This window comes from Blautia hominis (assembly GCA_002270465.1).
Lineage (GTDB): Bacteria > Bacillota > Clostridia > Lachnospirales > Lachnospiraceae > Blautia > Blautia hominis.
The window spans coordinates 252893-272930 of record NQOF01000004.1; the positions used below are offsets into that span (position 1 = coordinate 252893).

At 49.4% G+C, this 20038-nt stretch carries 13 protein-coding genes, 2 pseudogenes and 1 other annotated feature; of the genes and pseudogenes, 13 read left to right on the top strand and 2 right to left on the bottom strand.

The window, feature by feature from the left end; all coding sequences use genetic code 11:
• The first annotated feature begins 24 nt into the window (after positions 1-24).
• Together CI595_RS15375 and CI595_RS27175 are read left to right on the top strand one after the other, a co-directional pair.
• Positions 25-2478: a beta-mannosidase gene (locus CI595_RS15375; protein WP_095174737.1), complete on the top strand. Its 2454-nt coding sequence runs from the start codon at positions 25-27 to the stop codon at positions 2476-2478.
• A gap of 108 nt (positions 2479-2586) precedes the next feature.
• Positions 2587-2661: pseudogene (locus CI595_RS27175) on the top strand (DUF6783 domain-containing protein); the annotation flags it as partial.
• Here the strand turns inward: CI595_RS27175 and CI595_RS27180 are convergent.
• Positions 2626-2748, bottom strand: a pseudogene (locus CI595_RS27180) (DUF6783 domain-containing protein); the annotation flags it as partial. The pseudogenes CI595_RS27175 and CI595_RS27180 overlap by 36 nt on opposite strands.
• A 636-nt stretch (positions 2749-3384) precedes the next feature.
• On the opposite strand from CI595_RS27180, the gene CI595_RS15385 reads away from it, so the two are divergent.
• Positions 3385-4707 carry a glycoside hydrolase family 140 protein gene (locus tag CI595_RS15385; protein WP_162291889.1) on the top strand — a complete coding sequence of 441 codons (1323 nt, stop codon included), beginning with the start codon at positions 3385-3387 and terminating at the stop codon, positions 4705-4707.
• A 69-nt stretch (positions 4708-4776) separates the two neighbouring features.
• Here the strand turns inward: CI595_RS15385 and CI595_RS15390 are convergent, their stop codons facing one another.
• The gene (locus tag CI595_RS15390; RefSeq protein ID WP_095174519.1) at positions 4777-6690 is read right to left on the bottom strand and encodes a DUF2961 domain-containing protein; all 1914 of its coding nucleotides are present in this window, start codon (positions 6688-6690) and stop codon (positions 4777-4779) included.
• Between the two features lie 434 nt (positions 6691-7124).
• Between CI595_RS15390 and CI595_RS15395 the strand changes: the two genes are divergently transcribed.
• From CI595_RS15395 to CI595_RS15445, 10 genes are all read left to right on the top strand, one after another.
• Positions 7125-9482: a glycoside hydrolase family 3 protein gene (locus CI595_RS15395; protein ID WP_095174520.1), complete on the top strand. Its 2358-nt coding sequence runs from the start codon at positions 7125-7127 to the stop codon at positions 9480-9482.
• Between the two features lie 96 nt (positions 9483-9578).
• Positions 9579-9844 (top strand) — a binding site (T-box leader).
• Between the two features lie 252 nt (positions 9845-10096).
• Complete coding sequence (locus CI595_RS27365) at positions 10097-10450, top strand: Cys-every-fifth RiPP peptide CefA (RefSeq protein WP_408608202.1); 354 nt, start codon at positions 10097-10099, stop codon at positions 10448-10450.
• A gap of 222 nt (positions 10451-10672) precedes the next feature.
• Positions 10673-12388, top strand: coding sequence for a proline--tRNA ligase (locus tag CI595_RS15405; protein WP_095174522.1), 1716 nt, complete (start codon positions 10673-10675; stop codon positions 12386-12388).
• A gap of 17 nt (positions 12389-12405) precedes the next feature.
• Complete coding sequence (locus tag CI595_RS15410; protein ID WP_243135180.1) at positions 12406-14124, top strand: aminotransferase class I/II-fold pyridoxal phosphate-dependent enzyme; 1719 nt, start codon at positions 12406-12408, stop codon at positions 14122-14124.
• A 12-nt stretch (positions 14125-14136) separates the two neighbouring features.
• Positions 14137-14727 carry a nucleoside/nucleotide kinase family protein gene (locus CI595_RS15420; RefSeq protein ID WP_095174523.1) on the top strand — a complete coding sequence of 197 codons (591 nt, stop codon included), beginning with the start codon at positions 14137-14139 and terminating at the stop codon, positions 14725-14727.
• 511 nt (positions 14728-15238) lie between these two features.
• Positions 15239-16228: a DNA polymerase III subunit delta' gene (gene holB / locus CI595_RS15425; RefSeq protein ID WP_018595388.1), complete on the top strand. Its 990-nt coding sequence runs from the start codon at positions 15239-15241 to the stop codon at positions 16226-16228.
• Between the two features lies 1 nt (position 16229).
• On the top strand, positions 16230-17108 hold the full coding sequence (locus tag CI595_RS15430; protein WP_095174524.1) for a PSP1 domain-containing protein: 879 nt from the start codon (positions 16230-16232) through the stop codon (positions 17106-17108).
• Between the two features lie 34 nt (positions 17109-17142).
• Positions 17143-17898 carry a tRNA1(Val) (adenine(37)-N6)-methyltransferase gene (locus CI595_RS15435; RefSeq protein WP_095174738.1) on the top strand — a complete coding sequence of 252 codons (756 nt, stop codon included), beginning with the start codon at positions 17143-17145 and terminating at the stop codon, positions 17896-17898.
• Positions 17895-18740 carry a 16S rRNA (cytidine(1402)-2'-O)-methyltransferase gene (rsmI, locus tag CI595_RS15440; protein WP_095174525.1) on the top strand — a complete coding sequence of 282 codons (846 nt, stop codon included), beginning with the start codon at positions 17895-17897 and terminating at the stop codon, positions 18738-18740. The genes CI595_RS15435 and rsmI overlap by 4 nt, the downstream gene beginning before the upstream one ends.
• 55 nt (positions 18741-18795) lie before the next feature.
• The gene (locus CI595_RS15445; RefSeq protein ID WP_095174526.1) at positions 18796-20013 is read left to right on the top strand and encodes a CapA family protein; all 1218 of its coding nucleotides are present in this window, start codon (positions 18796-18798) and stop codon (positions 20011-20013) included.
• The last annotated feature ends 25 nt before the right edge of the window (positions 20014-20038 follow it).

Here is a 20038-nt window from a genome sequence, read left to right on the forward strand (position 1 = left end):
AAAAAACAAGACTGGAGGAAAAATATGTTAAGGCAGTATATCACACAGGGATGGATGCTTCAGATCCGGGGGGAGGAGGAGCGGATCCCGGCACAGGTTCCGGGATCGGTTTATCATGATCTTCTCTGCAGCAAACGGATGGAAGACCCGTTCTGGCGGGATAATGAGGACAAAGCGCTGAAGCTGATGGAGAATGACTTTATATACGAGACGCATTTTGTACCGGATAAAGGACTTTTTGATACGGACGAGATAAGGCTCTGTTTTGCCGGGCTGGATACGATTGCAGATATTTATCTGAACGGGATCCTGCTTGGCAGGGCAGATAATATGCACCGGGTATGGGAATTTTCCGTCACGGAGGTGCTGCGGCAGGAAGAGAATGTATTAAAAATTTACTTCCACAGCCCGACCGGATATATAAAGGAGCGGTATGCCCAGTGTGTGACAATGGGCTCTGAGCACTGTATGGACGGATTTCCCCAGATCAGGAAAGCGCATTGTATGTTTGGCTGGGACTGGGGGCCAAGGCTTCCTGATGCAGGTATCTGGAAGGATGTTTTCCTGGAGGGCGTGGAGACAGGAAGACTGGAATCCGTGTATGTGACACAGGAGCATGAGACTCATAAGGTCACGCTGCACATCAGTGCCAAGATTGCCCGGGCCGGGAAAGAAAAGGATTCCGCTAAAGATGCGGAAGTGCTTTCCTACAGGGTTACGGTGACGGACCCAAAAGGGAATGTAAGGACAGCGGAGAACTCACCGGAGAGTCTGGTCATTCCACAGCCTCTTCTGTGGTGGCCAAATGGATATGGAGAGCAGAATCTGTACGGAATCTGTGTACAGCTCATGAAGGGCGGCAGGGAGATTGACCGCTGGGAGAAGCGGATTGGGCTTAGGACTATGACCATGCACAGGGAAAAGGATGCATATGGTGAGAGCTTTGCCCATGAGGTAAACGGAGTACAGATATTTGCCATGGGTGCAGACTATATTCCCGAGGATAATATTTTCAGCCGCATCACAGGGGAAAGGACAAGAAGCCTGCTGGAGCAGTGCCGGGCAGCTAATTTTAACTGTATCCGTGTATGGGGAGGCGGATTCTATCCCCATGATGACTTTTATGACATCTGTGATGAACTGGGACTGGTGGTATGGCAGGATTTGATGTTTGCCTGTGCCGTTTATGAACTGACAGAGGAATTTGATAAAAATATCAGAGCGGAGATCAGGGACAATGTGCGCCGTCTCCGTCATCATGCCAGCCTGGGACTCTGGTGTGGAAACAATGAGATGGAGATGTTCGTGGATGAGGGACAGTGGGTAAACACACCGAAACAGAAGGCGGACTACATAAAGATGTATGAGTATATCATTCCCCAGGTGCTTAGGGAGGAGGACCCGCAGACATTTTACTGGCCTGCAAGTCCGTCTTCGGGCGGGAGCTTTGACGCACCCAATGATCCGGACCGGGGAGATGTCCACTACTGGGAGGTGTGGCATGGAGATAAGCCGTTTTCCGAGTACCGCAAATATTATTTCCGGTATGCAAGTGAGTTTGGATTCCAGTCTTTTCCCTGTCTGAAGACAGTGGAGGCATTTACGCTGCCGGAGGATAGAAATATTTTTTCCTATGTTATGGATAAGCATCAGAGGAATGACGCGGCAAATGGAAAGATCATGAAGTATCTGTATCAGACGTTTCTCTATCCTTCGGAATTTGATACGCTGTTGTATGCATCGCAGCTTCTGCAGGGGGAGGCGATCAAGTACGGGGTGGAGCATTTCCGCAGAAACAGGGGAAGATGTATGGGAGCTGTGTACTGGCAGCTTAATGACTGCTGGCCTGTGGCGTCCTGGTCATCCATTGACTACTATGGCAGATGGAAGGCTCTGCATTATTTTGCAAAACGTTTTTTTGCCCCGGTGCTGTTGTCCTGTCAGGAGGAAGGGATGATGACACAGAATACAAATGTAAATGCACAGCCGTTTCAGATGGAGAAAAGTGTCACGTTTAATGTTTCTAATGAGACCATGACAGAGAAGGCGGTCCGGGTAGTATGGGCTGTGCGCGATCGTTTTGGAGAGGTCCTGCGGGAGGTGGAGCAGGAGCTTTTGGTTCCGGCGCTTTCCAGTGTGTGGATGGATAAGGTGGAGATCCCGGAAATGAAGATTGAGGAGGAGTATATCAGTTATGAGCTTTTTGAGGGGGAGAAGTGGGTGTCAGGGTCTACAGTGCTGCTGACGCTGCCTAAGTTTTTCCGGTATGAGGATCCGCGACTTACGGTGGAGGCTTGCGGGGATGAGATTGTTGTCCGGGCGGAGGCGTATGCTGGAAGTGTGGAGATCAGGAATGAGAATGAGGATCTGGTGTTAGAGGATAATTATTTTGATATGAATGGCGGTGAGAAGAGGATTAAGGTGATAAAAGGGGAGGTGGAGAAGATTCGAGTCCGGAGTGTGTATGATATTCGGTAGATGAGAGATGGGGCGGACGGGATAAGCGGAGGTGCTGTGAGGGGCCGTGGGGTGTATATCTGTGGCCGCTCGACGTTACGGGACCTGTGAACTAGAGCGTGGCTGAAAATTGCTTTCGGCAAGCTGTGCGTCACAGTTTGTGGGAGATTTGGGGCCGATGAGGGAGGCGCAGCGGGCTGCGTTGACCGAATTGGAGCCAAATCTCCCGCAAAGTGGGGCGTGCAGATTGTCGGAATGAATTTTTAGACATGCTCTAACCTCTAACTGCAACTAAGACGCTCACCAGTGGGTTCGCGCCTAAGTTTCCGTAAGAGGTGGATTTCACAGAACCCTCCACTTAACCTCGCTGCCACAGATATACACCCCACGGCCCCTCACAGCACCTCCGCTTATCCCTGGTTTTCTCTGCCGGAAATGTGTGTTATTGTTGTGGCTCGTGTTGGATTATGACGACAGTGAGTTGACGGGGGCGTTGGAATATGAAGACGTAGAGTTGAGAAAGCTGGGGAATTATGACCATGGAAAGTTTGTGGGACGTGTTGCTGTACAGGGGAATATATTTTTGAGATGTTGTGGACAGTGACCGGAAGGAAGGCGGCTGAGAGGTGGTACTTAAGGCCTATAGTCTCCTGTGCCGGGAAGTATTTTCCACAAGAGGATGCTCCATGATGTTTAGTAAAATCCAGTGTTGAACAATGGTGAAATGCCAGTCATTGTATCTTGCACGCTGAAGGGAGGAAGTACACTCAAAGGAAGAAGTATACTGAAGGGAAGAAGTACACTGAAAAGCGGAACTATCCTAAAGGGTAGATCTGGGCATCGTGAAGTGAGTTGCTGTACAATAGTATTAGATTAAGTATGCTTGAACAGCAGCGGGTAATGAGTCGGAGGGGGAATGGATTGGGAATGTTGAATGGATTAGAATGGAGGGATAAGATGAAAGGGCTGAAGGTGCATCAGGAGAAACATTATCTTATGTGGGAGGATGGGACTCCGTTTTTTTATTTGGGGGATACGGCTTGGGAATTGTTTCATAGGCTGGATAGGGAGGAGGCGGCTGAGTATCTTGAGAGAAGGGCTGCGCAGGGATTTCATGTGGTTCAGGCTGCGGCGTTGGCGGAGCTGGATGGGATCTATATGGGGAATGCTTATGGGCACAGACCGTTAGTGATGGAAGAGGGGAAGGTTTGTCTGCCGGGAAAGCAGGGGGAATCGTTTTCCGGGGCGGAGGAGTGTGCGGCGTATTGGGAGCATGTGGACTGGGTTGTTCACAGGGCTGCGGAATTGGGACTTTTTATGGGGATTCTGCCCTGCTGGGGGGATAAATGGAATAAAAAGTGGGGATGCGGGCCTGAGATTTTTCTGGATTCGGACAGTGCTTATGAATATGGTGCCTGGATTGGGGAACGGTATCGGGAGGATTGGAATGTTATTTGGATCCTGGGCGGTGACAGGCCGGTGGAAAATGAAGGTCAGGAGAGTGTGCTGGATGCAATGGCAGCGGGGATCAGGAGCAGGGATACGAGGCATTTGATGACGTTTCACCCCAGCGGCGCATCTTGTTCCACGGATTTTTTGAAGTGCAAGCCGTATATTGATTTTAACTGCTGTCAGTCGGGTCATGGGCTGGAGGGATATGAGAGCTGGAAGTTTATCGTGAAGATGCAGGAGGAGGAAGAGAAGCCCTGTCTTGATATGGAACCCAGGTATGAGGGACACCCGGCGTGTTTTCAGCCGGAGTATGGTGTGTTTTGGGGAGAACGTGAGGTAAGGCAGAATGGGTATTGGAATCTTCTTCAGGGGGCCTGTGGCTGTGTTTACGGCCACCATGGGGTATGGTGTTTCTGCAGGGAGAAGGACAGCGGGCATTTGAAGACCTGGTGGGAAGGGCTTGAGGAGAAGGGGGCCGGACAGATGCGGTATATGGAACAACTGCGGCTGTGCAGGCCGTTTTTTGAACTGCGCCCGGCACCGGAGCTTGTGGAACAGGAGGAGTGGTGCGGACAGTATATTGCCGCAGCCAGAGGAGATAAATATGCGTTTCTGTACACACCATATGGGCAGGAGATGAAAGTCCATCTGGAGAAGATAGGGGATGGACCGGTACAGTGCAGCTGGTTTGATCCTGCAGATGGTGTATTTAAGAAAAAAGAAATCTGGCCGCCCTGCCCGGTTGTTCTGAGACCGCCGGATGCAGGGCATGACTGGGTTGCTGTGTTGGATTTTTAAGGGCTGATTGGGACCGATGTATGAAACCTGTTTACAGATAGACCGCTATCATGATCCGGAAGGACAAAATCAGGTGCGGACGTAAATCTGATAACCAAACTCGTTCCAGGTTACGGTATCGGGGGATTCGGGGCCGCCGCATGGCTGAGGTTCGATGGTTACGGTGATGCTTGTCTTGCCCGTTAGATATTTGAGTGGAATGACAAATTCATCCTCCAGCCATCTTTTATATGGATTGTGGTCCGAGAAATACCAGGGATATTCTTCCACTAACGTTTGATCTACATATACGGAAGCTTTTTGACGGCCGTATTTTTGGTCACTGACTCTTCGGAGGAGGACGGCCGTTGTGTTTGGCGGGATCCGGAAAGTAAAGGAACGTGGCTTTCTGCTGTAGTGTCCGTAAAGGGTAACAGGTATATGGTCATCATCCCCCTCAAAATAGGAGGTGAGAGGTACGAGAACAAGATCATCTTCACATGTATAGTGGAATTGTTCCAGCGTGTGGGGATCTTGAAATTGTATTTCTCCTGTTTTTTTCAGTTTCATGTCATCTCTTCCGTAGTAAAAGACCATACCGGAGTGTTCCATGTACAAATCATTGCATCCGCCCGATTCGATTCCGAAGCGGAAACCGGAGTAGAAGGGATACCAGTCCCCTAAAAGGGAGCGGTGCATGGACCAGTCTTTGTGCTCATGCCCGTCATAACCGCTTGCGGGATTGCATTCCTGGGGTGTTTCAAATCCCCAGCCATAGCAGGAATAGCTTTCAGAACCGTCACTCTCGATCTGCGGTGTACGCAGTCCGTCAAAATGGATGCGCACATCACCTTCGCAGTCAGCTCTGGATTCAGGGGAGGCTCCGAATGCAGTGATGGTGGAGGAAACGATATGACCGTATCCGGATACCTGCGCAAGCAGACTGTCAGCGCCCTCGGTATGTTTTCTTTTGAAGTAAGGAGCACCTCTGAAATATAGAAATCCGTTTTCCTGGTAGTATTGGTTCCATTCGCTGGTCCAGAGAATCTCGGCAAAGGGGATCTCAATAACAGAATCTCCATTGTTTTTTAGGACCAGGCTGGCACTTTCAGAGAAGGGCATGGGATAAAAATTATAATAGTACCCGTCTGTATTCATACCGGACAACAGATATCGTACACTGTGATATCCCAGCTCATTGGAGAAGAGGCATCCAAAAGGTGCATCAAGATCAGGAGTGCTGTGTCCGTCCCAACACGCACGGAGGGATAGGGCGTGAAGATGCATAGGTAAATACTGTCCGGTCAGAAAGCGGATGCCGGCTATACAGGCATTTTCATTGCAGGTGAAAAGAGGAAATTCTTCTCCTGGTCTTATAGTGAGATTTGTAAGCCGGTGGCGCTTTGGCGACTGCAGGGGGTGTATGCAGCTTCCGGTTTGTTTCCATAGGGCCGTCAGCTTCTGCAGTGCAGGATTTTCTGCGGGGGAGAAGGTTTCTATGCCGTCCCGGTTTTCAAAGGAATGATAGATGACATGGCCCCAGCCGCCCTCATTTTTTTCCCTGTCACAGCCTTCCAGACGGATGCTGCTGGTGATCTTACAGCTTTTCTTGTATGGCATGGGTACAAAACTGCGTACCACTCGGATAGGACCTCTGCCGTTATCGTAAGGTCCTATATAGCGGGAGGCCAGCGGCTCTGTGAAAGGGTATTTTTCGCCGAATTGGGAGTGGCGGATGGTAAAGCGCGGCGTTTCCTCCCCGTCAAAGTAAAAACGAAAAACAGGCTCCTCGCAGCTTGGATAGCGGTGCTGGACAAAATTATAGATACATCCCGGGCCCAGGTGTTCAAAAAGGACCCATTCTTTGTTGGCATCCCGGTAGAGGACCCAGTCCCAGTCGGCATTTCCGCCTGCTTTGTCGATGCTTCCCTCATAGTGCGCCCTGCAGTCTGCCTTGGGGACAGGGAGAGATTTGGGATCTGTCATGGTTTCGTAAATATTCATATAGGAATCTCCTGTCTTTTTGTGTTTGAGGTTATTATAAAAAACAGAGGGATTATCTCAATGGATGATATTATGATTTTTTGGAAAAAAGAAGGAAATAGGTAACAGTTCAGACAGGTCTGCACATTTACTGCGCCGACTGTATGAAGAAGTAGTGCCAGCAGGCATCCAGCACATCGCGAAGTGATTTTTAATGGCTGGATGCGTAACGGTTCAGCTTGTCTGAACTGTTACGAAAATGGGGATCATGAGGCAGAAGAATATGGGCGAGATCCCGAGGTGGATCGTAAGGGGAAGAGAATGTCAATATCAGGAACATATAAGTCAATATAAGCTCTTGCTGTATGGGGGAAGGCGGGATAAGATGAAAAAAAGTAACGTGGATGTCCTGTCCGGATGGGCGGGGCAGGAAGCAAAATAGGAGGATATTTATTATGAAGAGATGGGCGCGGGCGCTGTATCAGCCATGCCTGCCTTTAGGCAGAAACGGACAAAGGGTTACAGGATGTGAGGAGCATATAGATTTGTCCAGGAGGGCAGCCGCAGAAGGAATGGTGCTGCTGAAAAATGAAAGGGGCATACTGCCGCTGGAGAGAGGCACCAGGTTGGCTCTGTTCGGTAAGGGGTGTGTGGATTATGTGAAAGGCGGCGGAGGCAGCGGAGATGTGACCACAGCCTATGTGCGCAGCCTGCAGGATGGTTTGGAAATGAAGGAAAAAGAGGGGAAGGTACAGGTCTTTGCACCTCTGGGTGAATTTTACAGGGAAAATGTAAAAAATCAGTATGACCGGGGCGTACTGCCGGGCATGACTGCGGAACCGGAGATTCCGGATGAACTCCTGGAAAAGGCAAAGGCATGGGCAGATGCAGCTGTGATATCTATCTGCAGATTTTCCGGCGAAGGCTGGGACAGAAAAGGGGTTTTGGGGGACGGAGATTTTTATCTCACAAAGGAAGAGCAGAAGATGGTGGAGACTGTGACAGCCAGCTTTGACAAAGTTGTGGTCGTGCTGAATGTGGGCGGTATGGTAGATACCTCCTGGTTCTGCAGTTCAGAAGAGATTCCGGGTGTTCTGTTGGCCTGGCAGGGTGGTATGGAAGGCGGTCTGGCGGCTGCAGACCTTTTGTGCGGAGATGAGAATCCGTCCGGAAAATTGACAGATACCTTTGCCCGGACCTTTGATGACTACCCATCATCTGCCGGTTTTAACGAGTCTGAGGAGTATGTGGATTATACAGAAGATATTTATGTGGGATATCGGTATTTTGAAACCATTCCGGATGCTGCGGGTAAGGTGAATTATCCTTTCGGGTTCGGGCTTTCTTACACGGAATTCGAGATTGAGCCTATTAGGGCAGGGGAAGTAAGCGGCATCATACGTGTGGATGTAAGAGTCACAAATATGGGAAACAGGGCCGGGAAAGAGGTGGTGCAGCTTTATTACCGTGCTCCCCAGGGTCTTTTGGGAAAACCGCTGGAAGTGTTGGGCGCTTTTGGCAAGACGGACCTTCTGGCTGCCGGACAGTCCCAGGTCCTTAGACTGGAGCTGCCCATTACGGATATGGCTTCCTATGATGATTTGGGCAAGATACAGGCATCCGCTTATGTACTGGAGGCGGGAACCTACTGTTTCAGGGTCGGTAATTCTGTGAGAAATACAGTAAAATTGGATTACGAATACCGGGCAGAAGAGAACGCAGTGATAGAGCAGCTTACCGGGAAATGTGCCCCCACAGCACTGAGGACGCGTCTTCTGGCAGATGGAACCTATGAGGAACTGACTCAGTACGAGAACGGATATGAAAAGAACCAGCTTGTTCCCCAGGATATCGAAACCCTGGAGGGTGTGGAGCCTGATGTGCAGGGAATTGCCTTTGGGGAGAAAAAAGAGTGGGCAGATGCAGACAGGATCACTTTGGAGGACGCAGCGGAAGGAAAGGCAGGCTTGGACCAGCTCCTGGCACAGCTCAGTGACAGGGAAGTGGCCGGACTGCTGGGCGGACAGGCTAATGCAGGTGTTGCAAATACATTTGGAATGGGGAATCTGCCCGCATTTGGAATTCCCAATATTATGACTGCAGATGGGCCTGCGGGCCTGAGGATCAGGGAGGAATGCGGCGTTTACACCACGGCATGGCCTTGTGCCACATTGCTGGCCTGCACCTGGAATCCGGGACTCGTATTTGAAGTGGGAGCGGCAGGTGCGGCAGAAGTAAAGGAGAATAACATAGGGATCTGGCTTACGCCTGCTATGAATATCCACAGGAGTCCTCTGTGCGGAAGGAACTTTGAATATTATTCTGAGGATCCCCTGGTATCGGGAAGGATGGGGGCAGCTATGATCAGGGGAATCCAGTCCCAGCATGTGGGAGCGTCCATGAAGCATTTTTGTTGTAATAATAAGGAAACCAATAGAAAGGACAGCGATTCCAGGGTATCGGAGAGAGCACTGAGAGAGATTTATCTGAAAGGCTTTGAGATCGCCGTAAAGGAAGCCCAGCCATGGACAGTGATGACATCATACAATCTTATGAATGGATATCCCACATCCTGTAACCCGGAACTGCTTCAGGGGATCCTCAGGGATGAATGGGGATTTGAGGGGATGGTGACCACGGACTGGTGGAATCACGCGGAGCATTATTTAGAGGTGAAGGCAGGCGGAGATATCAAGATGGGATGCGGTTATCCTGATAGAATTATGGAGGCGAAGGAGAAGGGATTGGTGAGCCGGGAAGAGATGGAGAGATGTGCAAAAAGGATATTGCAGATGATACTGAAATTGGATTAGAGTGTTTGAAAGTTGCTTTTCATAAGCGCTGTGTCACACTTTAGTCTCGGATACCGTTGACATGGCTAAAATTTTGTGATAAGATTCGGAATCATGAGAAAGGCGTTGAGAAGAGATAGTAAGCGTGTCCGAATGTTCCAGAGAGAAGCCGGGTGGTGTGAGGCTTTATTTAGGGGCGCTGAACCGGTCTTTGAGCTGCGGGCTGAAAGGTGACGAGTAGGTTTTGACGGGTATCCTCCGTTATGGGGATGGAGTATCGGATGGCTATGATCTATGAGGATTGGTGTCCCGTACTTGTGGAGTGCAGAATGAGGATTCTGAAATCAGGTGGTAACACGGATATTTGTTTATTCGCCCTGAACTGGCTAGAGTGTGTTGGAATGAATTATCAAACACACTCTAATCTGGTTCAGGGTTTTTGTTTTTTCTGCCGCTCGCTGTCCCATCCGTCCGGGCAACGTGGTGTGTTGCGTTTGTATGCAGCCGAATTCTACACCGAGGGTATTTCGTCCGCCTGAGACGAACAAGGGGTTGTACGGCTCAGACGGACGAAATACCCTCGGTGTAGCTTCGGAATGCATACGGCACTGCAACACACCACGTTGCCCGGACGGATGGGACAGCGGCGGCAGAAAAAAGCACTTCGTGCGTGTGAGGGCGGAAGGTTATTGGAGACGGTGGGGGTATACTTGCAGAGTAGAGAGGGGCCGCGCGAAGTGGAACTGTGCAAAGTGGAGACGTGCTTGGTAGAGCTGTGCAGAGTGGAACTGTGCAAAGTGGAGACGTGCTTGGTAGAGCTGTGCAGAGTGGAACTGTGCAAAGTGGAGACGTGCTTGGTAGAGCTGTGCAGAGTGGAACTGTGTAAAGAGGAGCCACGCAAAGTAGAATTATGCAAAGTAAAACTGTGTAAAAAGGAGCCGCATAAAGTAGAACTATGCCAAGTAGAACTATGCCAAGTAGAACTATGAAAAATAGAACTATGAAAAATGGAGCCGTGCAAGGTAGAGCCGTGTAGAGTAGAGCCGGATAGAGTAGTGTATGACAGAAATTTGATGTTGTTATCATGATAGGCTGGGAATGTATGGGTTGTGTATGGATGAGTGGGAATTGTGAAGAGCTGCATGGGATATCTTGGGATGTAAATAGAGAAAAAGGTTTTAATATAAAAATGAAAATGGAGGAAATGTGTAATGAAGATGGAAAAAGTTGTAGGAGAGAGGTTTCGGGAAAGGCCGGCGGATTGTGTGATTGATAGTCATGCTTTGATGGTGAGAGGCGGGTATATGAAGTATGTGGGGAATGGGATTTATTCGCAGTTTGGGCCGCTTAGGAGGATTTGCAGGAAGATTGAGGGGATCATCAGGGAAGAGATGGATCGAATCGAGGGACAGGAAGTGCAGTTTCCGGTGGCTATGCCGGCTTCGCTTTGGGAAGAGTCGGGGCGGTATGAGAGTGTGGGGAGTGAATTGCTTCGGTTTACAGATAGGAATGGGAGTAAGATGGTGCTGGGGATGACACATGAGGAGGCTTCGGTGCAGCTTGTGCGGGAGTATGGAAAGAGTTATGCGAAGTATCCGTTTATGATCTATCAGATCCAGACTAAGTTTCGGGATGAGGCAAGACCAAGGGCAGGGCTTATCCGAGTGCGGGAATTTACTATGAAGGATGCTTACTCGTTCCATACTTCCCAGGAGGACCTGGAGGAATATTATCAGAAGTGTTATCATGCTTATGAGAGGATTTTTGCAAGGGCTGGGATTCCGGAGACCATTGCTGTGGCTTCGGATTCCGGGATGATGGGCGGCAGTCTGTCTCATGAATTTATGCTACTGACTCCTGTTGGGGAGGATTCTATTGCGGTATGCCCGGAATGTGGGTTTAGGGCAAATGTGGAGATGGCTGAGAGTATCACCCAAAATGTACAGGATGATGTGCAGAAGGAGCTGGAACTTGTGTATACACCGGATATGCATACGATTGAGGATGTCTGCGGATATTTGGATATGCCCAAGGAAAGGTCCTGTAAGGCGGTGGTTTATCAGAAGAATTCGGATGATGGGTTTGTGGTGTTGTTTATCCGCGGGGATTTGGATGTGAATGAGACGAAGGTCACTAATTTTCTGAAAAGTGAAATACGTCCCGCTGAGATCACACAGGAATCCGGCCTGCATCCGGGATTTATTGGGCCTTTTGGTCTGAAGGGGGATTTCACAGTCCTTTATGATAACTCTTTGAAGGGTGGAATGAATCTTTCCTGCGGCGGGAATGTTGAGGAACATCATTATACGGGGCTTTGTATGGAGAGGGACTGCCCGGAGGCAGAGTATCATGATTTTGCCAAGATCACAGAGGGCGGCGTGTGCCCGGAATGCGGCAGGCATACCATCCGGGTATCCAGAGGCATTGAAGTGGGTAATATTTTTCAGCTTGGTACAAAGTATACGGAGAGTATGGGGATGCAGTACCTGGATAAGGATGGGAAGGAGAAGTATCCTCTCATGGGTTGTTATGGGATCGGTATTGGAAGACTGGCAGCGTCTGTCTGTGAGGCGCATCATGATGAGTATGGACCCATCTGGCCTATGGCTATTGCTCCCTGGCAGGTGCATTTGTGCTGTGTAAGACCGGATAATAAGGAAGTAAAGGAGTTTGCAGATAAGCTTTATGAGGAACTCCAGGAACGCGGCGTGGAGGTGCTTTATGATGACAGAAAGGTGAGTGCCGGGGTTATGTTCTCAGATGCGGACCTGATGGGAGTGCCCATACGTGTGATTGCAAGTCCGAGAAATATGAAGGAAGGATGCTGTGAGATTGTGACCAGGGATAAGCAGGTTCAGAAAAAGACGGTACTCACGGATGTTGTAAGTGAGATTATGAAGATGATCTTATGCGCAGATAAGGAATGACAGGGATAGGAGGAAGGATGGGAGAAGAGATGTGGCTGGATGAAGCGTTATATGAATATAGCGAAAAGGATTATTATCCGTTCCATATGCCCGGACATAAGCGGGAGTTTTGCCCGGAGGCGCTTAAAAATCCTTATAAAGTTGACATAACTGAGATTGATGGGTTTGATAATCTGCATCATGCGGAGGGGATTTTGCTGGAAGCGCAGAGGAGGGCCGCGTCTCTTTATGGAGCCTCGGAATCCTGGTATCTGGTAAATGGCAGCACGGCGGGGATTTTGTCTGCAGTCTCTGCGTGTACTTCCAGAGGCGGAGAAATCCTGATGGCCAGAAACTGCCATAAGGCGGCCTATCACGCCGCTTATCTGAGGGGACTGAAAACGCATTATCTTTTTCCGCAGGCGGACAGGATTGTGGGTTTGAATGGGGGAATCTCCCCGGAGGACGTGACAGACATGCTGGAAATGAACTCCGGAATCCAGGCTGTTCTTATTACGTCACCCACTTATGACGGTGTGGTTTCAGATGTGAAAAAGATTGCTGAGGCGGCTCATGCATACCATGTTCCTTTGATCGTGGACGAGGCTCATGGGGCTCATTTTCCGTTTTCAGAGGCATTTCCTGTGTCAGCGATTGCCTGCGGGGCAGATGTGGTGATCCATAGTTTACATAAAACGCTGCCGTCCCTGACACAGACAGCCCTTCTGCACAGGAACAGTGAGCGGGTGAGTGCAGATAAGCTCAGGCGTTTTTTAGGGATTTATCAGAGCAGCAGTCCTTCCTATCTGTTTATGGCGGGGATGGATGCTTGTTTGAGGCTGATGCAGGGGGAGGGAAGAGAGCTTTTTGATGAATATACAGTACGGCTGGGGTGCTGCAGGGAGAGACTGGCAGGTCTTAAAAATCTGCATTTGCTTGAAAAAGGTGAGATAACAGGGCTGGGCTTTGTGTATGACCTGGATGAGTCAAAAATGGTGGTATCTACGGCCAATACTTCCATAGACGGGGCAAAGCTTCATGAGATCCTGTTGGAGCGGTATCATTTGCAGATGGAAATGGCGGCAAGCCAGTACGTGATCGCACTTACCAGTGTCATGGATACAGAGGAAGGCTTTGCCAGGCTGGAGAAGGCGCTTCTGGAAATTGACAAAGAGCTGGAAGGAGCGAGAGGCCCAGAGGCCCGGCAATGCCTGAAGGGCAGTAAGGAAAGCGTATCAGGTGAGGCAGAACAATGTCTGAAGGGCAGTAAGGAAAGTGCATCAGGTGAGGCCAGGCAATGTCTGAAGAGCAGTAAGGAAAGCACGTCAGGTGAGGCCTTGCAATGTCTGAAGAGCAGTAAGGAAAACGTATCAGGTGAGGCCAGGCAATGTCTGAAGAGCAGTAGGGAAAGTGCGTCAGGTAATGCCTGGCAATCCCTGCAAATCGGTAGGGAGAGTACGCCTGGGAAGGCCGACCTGTACTTTGAGAATATGAGGGATTATATCTCCGGGGAGGCCTGCACTGCCATAGCGGAAGCTGTGGAGGGCGTGCAGGAGGAGATTGATCTGGAGGGCAGTGAAGGCAGGATTTCCTCCGAATACGCATATTTGTATCCCCCGGGAATCCCGTTTCTGGTGCCCGGAGAGAGGATCAGCAGCCACATTTTGGATCAGCTTCGCGTCTGGAAACAACAGGGGCTGGACATTCAGGGGCTAAGTGACTATACTCTAAAGAAGATTCACGTACTCAAGAGATAGGGGAACAGAAAGATGGGCAGGATTTTTTATATTATGGGCAAGAGCTCTTCCGGTAAAGATACGATCTACAGCAGGCTCCTCCATGACGGGGAGCTGGAGCTTTTTCATATTTTGTTATATACTACGCGTCCTATCCGCCAGGGTGAGGCGGATGGGCGGGAGTATCATTTTGTGGACCAAAACCGCTTCGGGCAGTTTAAAAATGAGGGAAAAGTGATTGAATACAGGACTTATGAGACTGTGCACGGACCATGGACTTATTTTACAGCGGATGACGGGCAGGTGGATTTGAGAACCCATAATTATCTGGCGATCGGAACACTGGAGTCCTATGAAAATATGAAGAGATACTATGGGGAGGAAAATGTGTGCCCCATTTATGTGGAAGTTGAGGATGGGGAGCGTTTAAAACGTGCCCTTGCAAGGGAAGAATTACAGGAGAAGCCCCGCTATGCGGAAATGTGCAGGCGTTTTCTGGCCGACACAGAGGATTTCTCTGAGGAGAATCTGGAGAGGGCAGGAATTGGAAGGCGTTTTCATAACGTGGAGCTGGAAAGCTGTATGAAGGAGATCCGGGATTATATCCGCAGCCGGAACGCTTAACATATTATCCGATTATTTAACAGAGTTACTGTTACTCCGTGTCCAGTAACACGCTTCGCGATGCACAGATATGGAGCAGTCTGCCCCATATCGCGCTGGCTGCCTCGGGATTTTCATGCTTCCGGCATGAAAACGCCTCCCGGTACAGTGGCCTGTGAACAGTAATTTAACAGAACCTTAATAGAAAAGTAAGCGTACCAAACGTTGCAGGACTCGGAAAACCTGTGCTATAATGATAGAAACGAGCCGGTGCAGACCAGCTCTGAACATAAATGTTACTGTTCGCAGTATATTTAAAGCGCAGTTTTTTGAACAGTAACACGCTTCGCGATGCACAGTTCTGCCCTTTAGGGCACAAAATGCAGTTAACTGCATTTTGGCGCTGGCCAACTCGGGATTTTGCTCTGCATAGCGCAGCATCCCCTTGGAGAAAACGCCTCCCGGAACAGTGGCTGCGAATAGTATTATATAAATGCCCTTATTGCAGGGCGGAAGGATAGAGGTGATTGCAATGCAGGAAGTTGAAAAGGTATTAGGACATGAGGAGGTTATCCGTCATTTACAAAATGCGGTTGCCATGGATCAGGTTTCCCATTCCTACATTTTTGCAGGAGAGAAAGGGAGCGGAAAAAAACTTCTGGCAAAGCTGTTTGCCATGACATTGCAATGCGAGAAGCACGGAAAAGAGCCGTGTCTGCAGTGCGGCTCATGTAAAAAGGCCATGAACAGGAATCATCCGGACATTATCTATGTCAGTCATCTGAAGCCAAATTCCATTGGTATTGAGGATATCAGGGAACAGCTCATTGCAGATGTGGAGATCAAACCCTATACAGGGCCTTATAAAATATATATTGTGGACGAGGCGGAGAAGATGACCGTCCAGGCGCAGAATGCTCTTCTGAAAACCATTGAGGAGCCGCCCGCTTATGCGGTGATCCTGCTACTGGCTAACAACAACACGAGTCTGCTTCCTACCATCACATCCAGATGTGTGACCCTGAACTTCAAACCGGTCAGGGATGATCTGATCAAGAGTTATCTTATGGAGGAACTGCATGTGCCCGATTACCAGGCAGAGGTCAGCGTGGCATTTGCCCAGGGAAATGTAGGGAAGGCAAAGCAGATCGCGACCGCAGAGGATTTTGCCGATATGATGGATGCTGCCCTTAAGATCCTGAAAAAGGGAGACGGCATGGAAGTTTATGAGATGGTGGATGCCATCAAAACACTTTCAGAGGAAAAGCATACCGTGTATGAATATCTGGACCTGTTTTTAGTGTGGTTCCGGGATGTGCTGATGTTCAAAGCTACAAAAGAGGTGGACGGGCTGGTGTTCCGTCAGGAATATAATGCGATCAAGGATCGTGCAGACAAGAGTTCCTACGAGGGGCTGGAGAAGATCATCCAGGCCATTGAGACTGCTAAGACACGTCTGCAGGCAAACGTTAATTTTGACTTAACAATGGAACTTCTGTTCCTTACTATCAGGGAGAACTAAAATGACAAGAGTGATTGGAGTCAGATTCCGGAATGTGGGAAAGATCTATTATTTTTCCCCTAAGGATCTGGAAATAAAATCCGGTGACCATGTGATCGTGGAAACCGCCAGGGGCGTAGAGTACGGCAGTGTGGTTCTGCCCCCCAGGGATGTGGAGGATGAGAAGGTGGTCCAGCCTCTGAAAGAGGTTATCCGTATCGCAGGCCCACAGGACGACAAAAAAGAGGAGAGCAACAGAAAAAAGGAAAAAGAAGCTTATCAGATCTGTCTGAAGAAGATCAAAGAGCACGGGCTGGAAATGAAGCTCATAGACGTGGAATATACATTTGACAACAATAAGGTCCTTTTTTACTTTACTGCTGACGGAAGGATTGATTTCCGTGAACTGGTGAAGGATTTGGCGGCTATCTTCAAGACACGAATCGAGCTGCGCCAGATTGGTGTCAGGGACGAGACAAAGATTTTGGGAGGCATTGGAATCTGCGGGCGGGCATTGTGCTGTCATACTTACCTGTCAGAATTCGCTCCTGTCTCCATAAAAATGGCGAAAGAACAGAATCTCTCTCTGAATCCAACCAAGATATCAGGGGTGTGCGGAAGACTTATGTGCTGTCTGAAGAACGAGGAGGAGACCTATGAGGAGCTGAACCGGAAACTGCCTGTGGTCGGAGACAGAGTGAACACACCGGAGGGACTCAGAGGCGAGGTGCAGAGTGTAAATGTGCTGCGTCAGCTTGTGAAGGTCATCGTGGATGTGGATGACGAGAAAGAGATCAGAGAATATGCTGTGGAGGATCTGAAATTCAAACCGCGGCAGAAAAAAGAAAAAATAAAATTGTCTGACGAGGAATTGAAGGCATTAAAGGAACTGGAGAAATAGGAAGGACGGTCAAGTGGCAGAGAAATCTCTAATTATGGAAAATGAACGTCTGGATGATCTGCAGAACGGCTATATGCTGATTCAGAACCCCAAACAGTTTTGTTTTGGAATAGATGCAGTGCTTCTTGCCTGGTTTGCCAGAGTAAAACCAGGTGAGAAGGTGCTGGATATGGGGACGGGGACGGGTATCGTCCCTATTTTGCTGAAAGCCAGGTATCCCGGAGGCCGTTTTACCGGCCTGGAGATCCAGGAAGAGAGCGCTGCGCTGGCCAGACGAAGCGTAGCTTACAATAGCCTGGAGGACGATATTGTAATTCAGACAGGGGACATCAAGAGGGCTTCTGAGATTTTCAGCCCGTCTTCTTTTGATGCGGTTACTACCAACCCTCCTTATATGATCGGGAGTCATGGTTTGGTGGGGGAAAACACGGCGAAGACCATTGCCCGCCATGAAACCCTATGCACCCTGGATGACGTTATATCTCAGGCAGCTTCCGTTTTGGTCCCAAAAGGGAGATTTTATATGGTGCACAGGCCATTTCGGCTGGCGGAAATTATGTCAACCATGGTGAAGTATAAGCTGGAGCCTAAAAGGATGCGTCTGGTCTATCCTTATGTGGATAAGGAGCCAAATCTTGTGCTTATTGAGGGGATGAGAGGCGGAAATTCCCGGATAACCGTGGAGAAGCCGCTGATCGTCTACGAGAAACCGGGAGTGTATACAGACGAGATCTTGGAGATTTATGGTCGAGAACGGCAGGAAAGAGCTGCAGGAGAAGAGGAAACATGAGCGGAACATTATATTTGTGCGCCACACCCATCGGCAATCTTGAGGACATGACTTACCGGGTGGTGCGTATTTTAAAAGAGGCGGATCTGATCGCGGCGGAGGACACCCGAAACAGTATTAAGCTGCTGAATCATTTTGATATTAAGACGCCCATGACCAGTTATCATGAATATAATAAGATGGATAAGGGAAGATATCTGGTGGAACAGATGCAGGCAGGGAAAAATATTGCACTGGTCACAGATGCAGGGACACCCGGAATTTCCGATCCCGGTGAGGAACTGGTGGCTATGTGCTGGGATGCGGGAGTTACGGTGACAGCTCTTCCCGGTGCAGCGGCGTGTATCACGGCCTTGACTTTATCAGGACTATCCACAAGACGTTTTGCATTTGAAGCTTTTCTGCCCTCAGATAAAAAAGAGAAAAGAAAAGTGCTTGAGGAGCTGAAAAACGAGACCAGGACCATTGTGCTGTATGAGGCACCCCATCGGCTTGTCAGGACACTCCAGGAACTGTTGGAGACATTGGGCGAACGCAGGATCTCTGTGTGCAGAGAACTTACCAAGAGACATGAGACCATATTCAGGACTACGCTTACCGAGGCTGTTTCCTATTATGGGTCGAATGATCCTAAGGGTGAATGTGTATTAGTCCTGGAGGGACGGAGCCGCAGTGAAATGGAGGCTGAGGAACAGCAGCGCTGGAGTGAGATGCCTTTAAAGGAACATATGGATTATTATGTAAACCAGGGGATGGATAGAAAAGAAGCCATGAAAGCAGTGGCAAAGGACAGAGGGGTCAGTAAAAGAGATATCTATCAGGCCCTCCTGGAAGAGGAATAGAGGGATACAAAGGTACTGGGCAGTCTTCTGCTGTCCGAAAGAGAAGGGGATATAAATGGCGTACCATTACAGGAAAAAAGAACAGGAAAGAAGAAAGAGAGAAAGAGAGCGGAAAGTCAGAAGGATTAAGATTATTTTCGGAGTGGATGCAGCTCTGGTGCTGATTCTTCTCCTTATTTTCGTTGTGGGAAAAGGCATGTCTGCCGGATCTTCGGAAAAGGAGACCAGCGCGGAGGCCAAGACAGCCAAAACAGAGACTGCTCAGGATAAATCGGAGAAAAAGGACAGCGCCGGAAAAGCTGAGGATAGTCCGGATACGGACAAGGCGTCAGATGCGGCAGAGAAGAAGAAAGATGAACCTGTGACGATCACCGTCAGCGCAGCAGGTGACTGTACGCTGGGAACCGATGAGTTTTTTGACTGGAGTGACAGCCTCCCTGCAAAATATGAGGAGGTGGGCGACCCGGCCTATTTTTTCCGGAATGTTCAGCCTATTTTTTCGCAGGATGATCTGACGATCGTGAATTTTGAGGGAACCCTTACCAACAGTGAGGCGCGTGAGGACAAGCAGTTTGCATTCAAGGCAGACCCGGCTTACGCCAAAATACTTACCGCCGGCAGCGTGGAGGCTGCAAACATGGCCAACAACCACAGCAAGGATTATGGTGAGCAGAGCTACACAGACACCATTAAGGCACTGGAGGATGAGGGGATCACCACATTTGGTTATGACCGGATCGCTGTGATGGATGTGAAGGGAGTCAAGGTGGGACTGCTGGGTACTTATGTGCTGAGAGAGGGACTTGGAATAAAAGATTCTATGATCGCCAATCTGCAGTCTTTGAAAGAGCAGGGGGCGCAGATCATTATTGCCAGCTTCCATTGGGGTTCAGAGAAGGCATATGAACCGGACTCCACACAGATAGAACTCGCCCATGCGGCTGTAGATAACGGGGCAGACTTAGTCCTTGGGCACCATCCGCATGTGCTGGAAGGGATTGAGGAGTACCAGGGGAAGAATATTGTGTACAGCCTGGGTAATTTCTGCTTTGGCGGCAACGCGTATCCGTCTGATATGAATACCATGATATTTCAGCAGACATTTACCATAAAGGACGGGGAACTGCAGGAGGATAATGTAAAGAATATAATTCCGTGCAGGATTTCCTCTGAGGATGGATATAATAATTATCAGCCTACGCCTGCGGAGGGTGAGCAGAAGGATGATATATTGCAGAAAATTGAAGAGTATAGTTCCTGGGTGCAGGGATGAGCGTGTGGAGGGATACCCCGGAGGC

What these genes read in the sequence shown, in the direction of transcription:
- CI595_RS15430 (WP_095174524.1), top strand. Translation starts at nt 16,230, where the DNA reads ATGACAAGAGTGATTGGAGTCAGATTCCGGAATGTGGGAAAGATCTAT.
- holB (WP_018595388.1), top strand. Translation starts at nt 15,239, where the DNA reads ATGCAGGAAGTTGAAAAGGTATTAGGACATGAGGAGGTTATCCGTCAT.
- rsmI (WP_095174525.1), top strand. Translation starts at nt 17,895, where the DNA reads ATGAGCGGAACATTATATTTGTGCGCCACACCCATCGGCAATCTTGAG.
- CI595_RS27365 (WP_408608202.1), top strand. Translation starts at nt 10,097, where the DNA reads ATGGGACAGCGGCGGCAGAAAAAAGCACTTCGTGCGTGTGAGGGCGGA.
- CI595_RS15390 (WP_095174519.1), bottom strand. Translation starts at nt 6,690, where the DNA reads ATGAATATTTACGAAACCATGACAGATCCCAAATCTCTCCCTGTCCCC.
- CI595_RS15420 (WP_095174523.1), top strand. Translation starts at nt 14,137, where the DNA reads ATGGGCAGGATTTTTTATATTATGGGCAAGAGCTCTTCCGGTAAAGAT.
- CI595_RS15375 (WP_095174737.1), top strand. Translation starts at nt 25, where the DNA reads ATGTTAAGGCAGTATATCACACAGGGATGGATGCTTCAGATCCGGGGG.
- CI595_RS15410 (WP_243135180.1), top strand. Translation starts at nt 12,406, where the DNA reads ATGGGAGAAGAGATGTGGCTGGATGAAGCGTTATATGAATATAGCGAA.
- CI595_RS15435 (WP_095174738.1), top strand. Translation starts at nt 17,143, where the DNA reads ATGGAAAATGAACGTCTGGATGATCTGCAGAACGGCTATATGCTGATT.
- CI595_RS15385 (WP_162291889.1), top strand. Translation starts at nt 3,385, where the DNA reads ATGTTGAATGGATTAGAATGGAGGGATAAGATGAAAGGGCTGAAGGTG.
- CI595_RS15445 (WP_095174526.1), top strand. Translation starts at nt 18,796, where the DNA reads ATGGCGTACCATTACAGGAAAAAAGAACAGGAAAGAAGAAAGAGAGAA.
- CI595_RS15395 (WP_095174520.1), top strand. Translation starts at nt 7,125, where the DNA reads ATGAAGAGATGGGCGCGGGCGCTGTATCAGCCATGCCTGCCTTTAGGC.
- CI595_RS15405 (WP_095174522.1), top strand. Translation starts at nt 10,673, where the DNA reads ATGAAGATGGAAAAAGTTGTAGGAGAGAGGTTTCGGGAAAGGCCGGCG.